Here is a 6,000-nt window from a genome sequence, read left to right on the forward strand (position 1 = left end):
GTCTGCTCGGTCCACTCGGCCTGTTCGGGGTCTATTCGGTGGGCCGCTTCAGCCGCGCCACGAATTTGTACCGGTCGCCCCGGTACACCGACCGCACCCACTCCACCGGCCGGCCCTCCTGGTCCAGCGAGTGGCGGGAGAGCATCAGCATCGGCAGGCCCACGTCGGTGCCCAGCAGGCCCGCCTCGCGCGGGGTGGCCAGCGAGGTCTCGATGGTCTCCTCGGCCTCGGCGAGACGGACGTCGTAGACCTCGGCGAGGGCGGTGTACAGCGAGGTGTACTTGACCAGCGACCTGCGCAGGGCCGGGAAGCGCTTCGCCGACAGATGGGTCGTCTCGATGGCCATCGGTTCCCCGTTGGCCATGCGCAGGCGCTCGATGCGCAGCACCCGTACGCCGGCCGTTATGTCGAGGAGGCCGGCGAGGCGGTCGTCGGCGGTGATGTAGCCGATGTCCAGGAGCTGCGAGGTCGGTTCGAGACCCTGGGCGCGCATGTCCTCGGTGTACGAGGTGAGTTGGAGCGCCTGGGACACCTTCGGCTTGGCGACGAAGGTGCCCTTGCCCTGGATGCGCTCGAGGCGGCCCTCGACGACGAGCTCCTGGAGGGCCTGGCGGACGGTCGTGCGCGAGGTGTCGAACTCGGCCGCCAGGGTGCGCTCCGGCGGGACCGGGGTGCCCGGAGACTGTGTCTCCGTGATGTCGAGCAGGTGTTTCTTCAGGCGGTAGTACTTGGGCACACGCGCGGTACGGACGGTCGCCCCACCCTCGTTCTCCGCACTGCTGACGTCGGTGCTCATGTCCTGCCTTCCCGGCTGCGGGTGCCGAAATGGCCGACACGCCGTCGGCCGCGGGTCACATCGTGGCACGGACGCGGGGATGCTGCCCCACCGTTCCGTGATCCCTCTGTATACCGTCGCAACTTTTGCTGGTCTAGTCCACCAGGGCAAATGGTCTACCGGAGCGGCACCCTCCTTGGTCGAGGTTTTCGACAGCTTCTTACTTAAAGGTTCCTGCATATGTAGGTCCCATAACGGCTGTTCGGAGGGGGTTCGGCCACCCTTGACAGGCTTATTGGTCTGAGCCAAGCTCTGCGCACTGGTCTACACCATTGGTCCAGATCGAGGTCCCGGCCCGTGGGCGGGGGGTGTGGCATCCCTGAGGAGGATGGCGTGAAGCGCAAGCTGATAGCCGCGATCGGTATCGCGGGCATGATGGTCTCCATCGCGGCGTGCGGGGACGACAGTGGCAGCGGGGACTCGAAGGGCACCGACGCCAAGGAGCTGACGGTCTGGCTCACCGTCGACGCGCAGAACAACTGGCCCGAGCTGGTGAAGGCCGCCGACGCGGCGGTGCAGAAGGCGCACCCCGGCGTCAAGATCAACCACGAGTACTACGGCTGGCCCGACAAGAACGCCAAGCTCGACGCGGTCCTGGCCACCGACAAGGCCCCCGACGTCGTCGAGATGGGCAACACCGAGATGCTCGGCTACATGGTCAAGGGCGCCTTCGCTCCCCTCGACACGGCCAAGTTCGACAACTCCTCCGCCTGGCTCGACGGCCTCAAGGCCTCGGTGACCTACGACGGCAAGACCTACGGTGTCCCGTACTACGCGGGCGGCCGGGTCGCCAACTGGCGCAAGGACCTCTTCGCCTCGGCAGGCGTCAAGACCGCGCCGAAGACGTACGCCGAGCTGACCGCCGCCCTGGACAAGGTCCAGAAGAAGGAGGGCGACAAGTTCTCCGCCTGGTACCAGCCCACCCGTGACTGGTACGCGGCCATGTCCTTCGTCTACGACGCCGGCGGCTCGATCGCCAAGGAGGACGGCGGCGCGTGGAAGGCCGACCTCTCCTCGCCCGAGTCCGTCAAGGGCCTCACCGAGTTCAAGAACGTCCTCGACACGTACATGCACGGCGACAAGACCAAGGACGAGTCCGACCGTTACATCGTCTACGGCCAGGGCAAGTCCGGCATGATCTTCGCCCCCGCCTGGGAGGGCGCGACCGCCGCGGCGAAGGAGAACGACAAGACCGGCAAGCTCGCGAACAACGTCGAGAACTTCGTGATGCCCGGCCCGTCCGGCAAGAACCTCCCCGTCTTCCTGGGCGGCTCCGACCTCGCCGTCCCGGTGAAGTCGGACGCGCAGGCCCTCGCCGCCGAGTGGATCAACGCGTTCACCGGCCCGTCCGGTCAGAAGGGCCTGATCGCGAAGGGCAACCTGCCCAACAACAAGACCGACCTCGCGACCCTCAAGAGCGATCCGGCCACCGCGGTCCCGGCCACCGCCGCCGAGTCCAACTGGTTCGTCCCGATGGCGCCCGGCTGGGGCCAGGTCGAGAAGGCCCAGGTGCTCCAGACCATGCTCCAGAGCATCGGCACCGGCAAGAAGACGGTCGAGGCCGCCGCGAAGGACGCGGACGCCGCGATCGACAAGGTCATCAACAACAAGTGACCTGAGCGCAGGGCCCCGTCGACCCCGGAGGGCTTCAACGGGGCGGGGCCCTGCCTCCCGTACGACCCGTACGGGGCTTCGCCTTCGTACGACCCGAGGGACCGCTGAGGAGCGCGCGGATGAGTGCCGCAGACACGACCACTGCCAAAGTGCCGCAGACGCGGCAGTCGCCGCCACGACCACCCGTGGTGCCAAGACCACGCGGCGGCCAAAGTTCCGGCGGGGCAGCGACCCCCTGGCTGCTCCTCGCCCCCTGCCTGCTGGTCCTCGCCCTGGTGATGGGCTATCCGCTGGTCCGGCTGGTCACCCTCTCCTTCCAGAAGTTCGGGCAGTCCCAGCTGTGGGGCTTCCAGCCGGCCGAGTCGGTCGGTTTCGACAACTTCACGGGCGTGCTGGGCGACGGCGAGTTCTGGCAGGTCGTTTTCCGCACGGTCGTCTTCGCGGCCGGCTGCGTGATCTTCACGATGGTCATCGGCATGCTGATCGCGCTGCTCCTCCAGCGGGTCTCCGGCTGGGTGAAGACCCTCGTCAACATCGCGCTCGTGGCCGGCTGGGGCATGCCGGTCATCGTCGCCACCACCGTCTTCAAGTGGCTGTTCGACGCCGACTACGGCATCCTCAACGCGGTCCTGAGCAGGCTGCCGGGCGTCGAGCTGATCGGCCACAACTGGTTCGCCAGCGGACCGCAGGGGCTGGCGGTCATCATGCTCCTCGTCGTCTGGGGCGCCGTGCCCTTCGTGGTCATCACCCTCAGCGCCGGCCTCACCCAGGTGCCGGCCGAGCTGGAGGAGGCCGCCCGCCTCGACGGCGCGGGCGCCTGGGGCGTCTTCCGGTACGTCACCCTGCCCATCCTCAAACCGATCATCGTGATGCTCACGACCCTGTCGGTCATCTGGGACATGGGCGTCTTCCCCCAGGTCTTCGTGATGCGCAACGGACACCCGGAAGCCGAGTTCCAGATCCTGACGACGTACTCCTACGACCGCGCCTTCGTCGTCAACGACTACGGACAGGGCTCGGCGATCGCCCTGGTCACCGTGGTGCTGCTGCTCGGAGTGGTCGCCGTCTACATGCGTCAGATGCTGAAGATCGGAGAGGTCGAATGAGCGCCGTTGCCTCCGGGGCGGGCCGGGCGGGCCGGGCGGGCAGCCGGTCCGGGCGCCGCAAGCCGAAGTTCGGCTGGAACCTCCTCGGCCTGCTGGTCTTCGCCGTCGCGGGTTTCCCCGTCTACTGGATGCTCAACACCGCGTTCAAGCCGGCGAAGGACGCCATCGACCCGGACCCGAGCCTGCTGCCGACCGGACTCACCCTCGACAACTTCAGCCGCGCGCTGCACATCGCCGACTTCTGGGGCCCGGTGGGCCGCAGCCTGCTCGTCTCCCTGGCGGTCGTCGCGATCGGCGTCGTCGTCGGCATGCTGGCCGCTCTGGCCATCTCCCGGTTCGCCTTCCGCGGCCGCAAGATCGTGATCGTGGGCATTCTGGCCGTCCAGATGGTCCCGCTCGTCGCCATGATCATCCCGGTCTTCCTGCTTCTGAACGACCTGGATCAGTACGACAAGCTGTCCGGCCTGATCCTCACGTACCTGACCTTCATCCTCCCCTTCACGGTGTGGACGCTGCGCGGCTTCATCGTCAACATCCCGAAGGAGCTGGAGGAGGCCGCGATGGTCGACGGCTGCTCCCGCACCGGGGCCTTCGTCCGGGTGGTCTTCCCCCTGCTGGCCCCGGGCATGGTCGCCACCTCGGTCTACGGCTTCATCCAGGCCTGGAACGAGTACCTCTACGCCCTGATGCTGCTCAGTCAGAAGAACCAGACAGCCACCGTGTGGCTCAGCAACTTCTCCACCAAGCACGGCACCGAGTACGCCCCGATGATGGCCGGCGCCACCATGATGGCCCTACCGATCGTCGCCCTGTTCCTCCTCGTCCAGCGCAAGATGGCCGCGGGGCTGACCGCGGGCGCCGTGAAGGGATAACGCCCCCGATGACGACAATCGCCAGCGGCACCGACACTCTCACCCGTGACGCCCTGACGGTCCTCCAACCCGGTTTCCCCGGCACCACCGCCCCCGACTGGCTGCTGCGCCGCCTGGGCGAGGGCCTTGCGTCGGTGGGCCTGTTCGGCAGGAACATCGCCTCGCCGGGACAGCTCGCCTCGCTGACAGCGCAGTTGCGCGCGGAGCGGGACGACGTCCTGGTCGCGATCGACGAGGAGGGCGGAGACGTCACGCGCCTGGAGGTGCGTACCGGCTCCAGCTTCCCCGGCAACCACGCGCTGGGCGCGGTGGACGACGTCTCGCTCACGCTGGAGGTCGCCGCAGAGCTGGGCCGCCGCCTCGCGGAATGCGGCGTCAACCTCAACTGGGCGCCCTCCGCCGACGTGAACTCCAACCCCGCGAACCCGGTCATCGGTGTCCGCTCGTTCGGCGCCGACCCGGGCCTGGTCGCCCGGCACACCGCCGCCTACGTCACCGGCCTGCAGTCGGCGGGCGTGGCGGCCTGCACCAAGCACTTCCCGGGACACGGCGACACGGCCGTCGACTCCCACCACGCGCTCCCGCGCATAGACGCCGACCCGGCGGTCCTGACGGAACGCGAACTGACCCCGTTCCGCGCCGCCATCGCCGCCGGCACCCGCGCCGTGATGAGCGCGCACATCCTGGTCCCCGCCCTGGACCCCGCCCGACCGGCGACACTGTCCCCGCGCATCCTCACCACCCTGCTCCGCGAGGAACTCGGCTACGACGGCCTGATCGTCACCGACGGCATGGAGATGCAGGCCGTCGCCGCGACCTACGGCATCGAGCGCGGCAGCGTCCTCGCCGTCGCGGCCGGAGCCGACGCCATCTGCGTGGGCGGCGGCCTGGCGGACGACGAGACGGTACGCCGCCTGCGCGACGCCCTGGTCACCGCCGTCCGCACCGGCGAACTCCCCGAGCGACGCCTCGCGGACGCGGCGGAACGGGTACGCGCACTGGCCCGCTGGACGGCTTCACGGAACACGGCCGCGGCCGGCACCGGAGAGCAGACGGCGCAGGCGGGCCGGAGCGCCGGGCGAGCCGATGTCGGGCTGATCGCCGCCCGCCGGGCGCTGCGCCTCACCGGCGACGACGTCTTCACCCCGCTCACCGACCCGCCGTACGTCGCCGCGCTCACCCCGGTCGCGAACATCGCCGTCGGTGACGAGACCCCGTGGGGCGTGGCCGCGGAGCTGGGCCGGCTGCTGCCGGGGACGGAGACGGGCAGTTTCGCGGGCGCGGACGCGGGGCGCGCGGCGCTGGTGGCGGCGGGGGAGCGGCGGATCGTCGCCGTCGTCCGCGACGAGCACCGGCACCCCTGGATGGCGGCGGCCCTCGACACCCTCCTCACGGCGCGCCCGGACACGGTCGTCGTCGAGATGGGCGTCCCCCAGGCCCCGCCCCGGGGCGCCCTGCACATCGCCACCCACGGCGCGGCCCGGGTGTGCGGCCGCGCGGCGGCGGAGGTCATCGCGGCGGGCACGCACGCCTGAGCGCCGGCCACGACGAAGGCGCCGGGCTCCTCTTCAGG

At 69.6% G+C, this 6,000-nt stretch carries 5 protein-coding genes; 4 read left to right on the forward strand and 1 reads right to left on the reverse strand.

Annotation, left to right across the window (positions count from 1 at the left end):
* Nucleotides 1-31: 31 nt before the first annotated feature.
* Nucleotides 32-796 (reverse strand): GntR family transcriptional regulator, encoded by a 765-nt coding sequence (locus tag ACFWBD_RS28020; protein ID WP_057603350.1) that lies wholly within the window; start codon nt 794-796, stop codon nt 32-34.
* A 372-nt stretch (nt 797-1,168) separates the two neighbouring features.
* Here ACFWBD_RS28020 and ACFWBD_RS28025 point away from each other — a divergent pair, with 372 nt between their 5' ends.
* The 4 genes from ACFWBD_RS28025 (at nt 1,169) to ACFWBD_RS28040 (ending at nt 5,962) form a co-directional block, all read left to right on the forward strand.
* Nucleotides 1,169-2,449, forward strand: coding sequence for an extracellular solute-binding protein (locus ACFWBD_RS28025; protein WP_385672375.1), 1,281 nt, complete (start codon nt 1,169-1,171; stop codon nt 2,447-2,449).
* A gap of 119 nt (nt 2,450-2,568) precedes the next feature.
* Nucleotides 2,569-3,555, forward strand: a complete 987-nt coding sequence (locus tag ACFWBD_RS28030) for a carbohydrate ABC transporter permease (protein ID WP_385672378.1) — start codon at nt 2,569-2,571, stop codon at nt 3,553-3,555.
* Complete coding sequence (locus ACFWBD_RS28035) at nt 3,552-4,427, forward strand: carbohydrate ABC transporter permease (protein WP_385672381.1); 876 nt, start codon at nt 3,552-3,554, stop codon at nt 4,425-4,427. Before ACFWBD_RS28030 ends, ACFWBD_RS28035 begins: the two co-directional genes overlap by 4 nt.
* Nucleotides 4,428-4,435: 8 nt before the next feature.
* Nucleotides 4,436-5,962 (forward strand): glycoside hydrolase family 3 protein, encoded by a 1,527-nt coding sequence (locus ACFWBD_RS28040; RefSeq protein WP_385672384.1) that lies wholly within the window; start codon nt 4,436-4,438, stop codon nt 5,960-5,962.
* The last annotated feature ends 38 nt before the right edge of the window (nt 5,963-6,000 follow it).

It is taken from the genome of Streptomyces sp. NPDC060002, assembly GCF_042737245.1.
Taxonomy (GTDB): domain Bacteria; phylum Actinomycetota; class Actinomycetes; order Streptomycetales; family Streptomycetaceae; genus Streptomyces.